At 59.5% G+C, this 343-nt stretch carries 1 protein-coding gene; it reads right to left on the bottom strand.

Going from position 1 to position 343, the window contains the following annotated elements; all coding sequences use genetic code 11:
* Positions 1 to 343, bottom strand: a 343-nt coding sequence (locus V7728_RS20440) for a condensation domain-containing protein (RefSeq protein ID WP_335371393.1), incomplete at both ends; no start/stop codon positions are given.

Raw genomic sequence — 343 nt, 5'->3', positions numbered from 1 at the left:
GTCATGGATGCGCTGCACCGGTTCGCCGTCAGGCCCCGTTTCAAAGGACGTTCTGAGCGACTCATGCCGCTCCACAAGCTGCCGGAACGTCTCCTCCAGCCGGCCGCGGTCAAGCGGACCCGTCAGTTCCAGCACAGCCGGCATATTGTAGCCGACACCGCCGTCTTCAAGCTGCTGGAGCACATACATCCGTTTCTGCGCCGAAGACAAAGGGTAGGTGTCCTGTGTTTGCGCAGGCTGAATCGCTTCATACGGGCTCTCTTCCAAGTCCTGAATAACCGAAGCAAGCTCTTCCACCGTCGGCCGGGCGAAGATGTCCTGTAACGGCACCTGAACACCGAAT

The organism is Bacillus sp. JHAA, from assembly GCF_036961585.1.
Classification (GTDB): Bacteria; Bacillota; Bacilli; order Bacillales; family Bacillaceae; genus Bacillus; species Bacillus velezensis.
This window is presented reverse-complemented; position numbering and strand designations above follow the sequence as displayed.